The sequence below is a fragment of the Aerococcus sp. HMSC10H05 genome (assembly GCF_001806975.1).
In the GTDB taxonomy this organism is placed as follows: Bacteria; Bacillota; Bacilli; order Lactobacillales; family Aerococcaceae; genus Aerococcus; species Aerococcus viridans_B.
In genome coordinates this window covers 1-2,775 of sequence record NZ_KV786993.1, presented here as the reverse complement: position 1 = coordinate 2,775, position 2,775 = coordinate 1, and the positions used below count along the sequence as shown (strand labels likewise).

Sequence of the window (2,775 nt, the reverse complement as noted above, 5' to 3'; positions counted from 1 at the left end):
TATTTTTTAACTTTTAAATTATTAAAACTTTGGTCATAATTAAAGATGGAAATTCACAAAGTATTTCTAAAACGAAGTATGCGTTTTCTTAATTTCAGCTTATAAAAATTGAGTGAAAACGCTACATTTAGGCTTTTGGCAATAGTGCATGGCATTTTTTTAATCTTTGAAGTTCGCTTGAATTCCTAAAATTTCAGACGTATAATTGTGAAGAAAGAAGGAGTGTAATACATGATTAACTTAATGCGTAAAGTTCCTGCGGGTACTTTTTTAATTCCAATGATCATTTCTATGATCATTTACTCGATAATGCCTGATTTATTTAGAATTGGTGGTCCAACCGAGGCTTTCTTCTCAAGTTCAGGAACGAATTATATTATTGGTTTACTTGTATTTGCATCTGGTACAACAGTTGATTTGAAGAAAATTGGTAAATTACTGAAACACCAGGGTGCCTTAGTCATTTTTAAAATCGTAATTGCAACAGTTTTCTCATTTATCTTTTTAAATTTTTTTGGGTTAGATGGTATCTGGGGAATTTCAGGTTTAGGATTTGTTTCTGTGATGTTGTCTTCAAATCCAGCTATCAACTTATCTATTACTGAATCTTACGGGGATAAGGATGATGCAGCGATTTACCCATTTGCGGTAATTCCATCACTTCCAGCAATACCTTTAATTATTATGAGTGTCTATATCAACGGTGGTTTTGGCGGTGTAGATTGGATGCCAGTTATTTCCGTCTTCTTACCATTAGTAATAGGGATTATTTTTGGGAACTTAGATAAAGAATTCGGTAAAGTGTTTGGTGCAGTTATGCCAGCATCGTTAATGTTATTGGGCTGGTTGCTTGGTCAAAATATGGATATGTTTGAAGCAATTAAGTCAGGGGTTTCTGGTATTATTGTAACAATCATCTTCATGATATTAGAAATGCCAATTTCTTATATTTTTGAGAAAAAAGTATTACATTATGAAGGGTATTCAGCAATTGCTTTATCTACCGTTGCAGGTGTGACAACAGCCGTGCCAGCAGTAGTTGCAGTGGCCTTGCCTGAAGTTGCTAAAGACGTAACTTCTGCTACAGCGCAAGTATTAATGGCTACAATTATTACATCGATTGTTGCACCATTAATTGTTAACAAAATTCACGATAAATATATCAAAAAATAGATATATAACTAGATTAAAACAAATAGTAATAGATTTTGAGACTGGATTTTACGGTTCTTTTACAAATAGTGTTAGTAAATAATTTCAAAGCACACGAATACATTTTTTAGTTTTTAATAATAATTAAGAAATCAATAAAGTTAAATGCCATGCACGCTGTGATGTGTTTGGCTTTTTTCTTGCCTTTAGGCAAGGGAAGTGACCAATGAGATAACATTTCTAACAAATGGTATTTTGTCCTTCAGTGTACGTTCCTTAAAAGCCGTGGCACCAGCGAGAGCCAAGGTCTCTCTGCTTTAAAATCGAGCCTTAGTCTCGATTTCATGCTTGTTCACGGCTAAGGACGTACACTTTGATATGCTCCCTCTAAAGTAGACACTTAAAAAAGTAAATCTACTTTAGGGGGAGTTTTTTTTGCGTTCAAATAGTAAACATACAGTATCTGAATTAAAATATTTCATTAAATTATATTTACAGGAAGGCGTAAGTATCAGTGAGTTGCAAGAAACCTTTGGTTTAAAGCTTGTAGAAAGTAAATTTCGCCGCAAGATTCTACGATATAAAGAGCACGGTATTTCTGGTATTCAGTCAAGTAAAACCAACAATCATTATAGTCAAGAGTTTAAGCAAGCTATTGTTGAGGAGTATTTTACTTCTGATCAAACAATAGCTGGGATTGCACGTAAGTATAATATTCCTTCAGATGCAACTGTTGGAAATTGGATAATCAAGTATACTAAGGGTGAAGAAAACCGTAATTGTTATCCATTACCCGAGGTGTATAAAATGAAAAGCAGAAAAACGACCACAGAAGAAAAAATAATGATTGTCAAAGATTGCTTGGCCAATGAATTGTCTTATAAAGAAACAGCTCAGAAACATCAAGTATCCTACAACAATGTGTATTCGTGGGTTAAAAAGTATAAAGAATACGGTCCTGATGGACTTAGCGATAATCGTGGACGGCGGAAACCTGATAGTTTACAAACAAATGAAGAGAAGTTAAAGGCAGAAATTGCCGCACTGAAGGCTAAAAATGAGTACTTAGAAACGGAAAATGCAGCAATAAAAAAGCGGAGAGAAGTGGAAAGAGAGTTGATGTTACGCAAACAAGGTATGAAGTCGAATATCAAACCATTAAAAAATTACAACAAGAAGGATTCAAAATAGTGCATTTATGTAAAGCTTTAAAAGTCAGTAGAGCCGGTTACTATAAATGGTTGAATCGCAAACCATCCCCCAAAGGTCAGCGTTTAGAAAAGCTTATTGAAATGATTGTCCATACTTATAATAAATTTAATGGTATTTATGGTTATCGTCGGATAACCATTTATCTAAATCATTACTTAGGTGCTAAAGTAAACCATAAGTGTGTTCATCGATTAATGAAATTATTGAAATTAAAAGCTGTTATTCGTCAAAAAAGATATAATTACAAACCGCATACACCTAATCATGTGGCAGAAAACATCTTAAATAGAGCATTCCAAGAAGAATACAAGCCAATGGAAGTGCTACTTACAGATGTAACAGAATTACCTTACGGTAATAATTCAAAAGCATATCTAAGCGCTTAAGAAAAGCATAGGCTGCTTGTGTGTC

The 2,775-nt window shown here is 33.8% G+C and carries 3 protein-coding genes; all 3 read left to right on the top strand.

What is annotated here, in order from left to right; all coding sequences use genetic code 11:
- Positions 1–231 precede the first annotated feature (231 nt).
- The 3 genes from HMPREF3116_RS06730 to HMPREF3116_RS06720 all read left to right on the top strand — a co-directional run bounded on the left by HMPREF3116_RS06730 (position 232) and on the right by HMPREF3116_RS06720 (position 2,750).
- Positions 232–1,173 (top strand): 2-keto-3-deoxygluconate permease, encoded by a 942-nt coding sequence (locus HMPREF3116_RS06730; protein ID WP_070468606.1) that lies wholly within the window; start codon positions 232–234, stop codon positions 1,171–1,173.
- 414 nt (positions 1,174–1,587) lie between these two features.
- Entirely contained in the window at positions 1,588–2,343 is a 756-nt protein-coding gene (locus HMPREF3116_RS06725) for a helix-turn-helix domain-containing protein (protein ID WP_070468604.1), read from the top strand.
- The gene (locus HMPREF3116_RS06720; protein ID WP_070468603.1) at positions 2,343–2,750 is read left to right on the top strand and encodes an IS3 family transposase; all 408 of its coding nucleotides are present in this window, start codon (positions 2,343–2,345) and stop codon (positions 2,748–2,750) included. The genes HMPREF3116_RS06725 and HMPREF3116_RS06720 overlap by 1 nt, the downstream gene beginning before the upstream one ends.
- Positions 2,751–2,775: the final 25 nt, after the last annotated feature.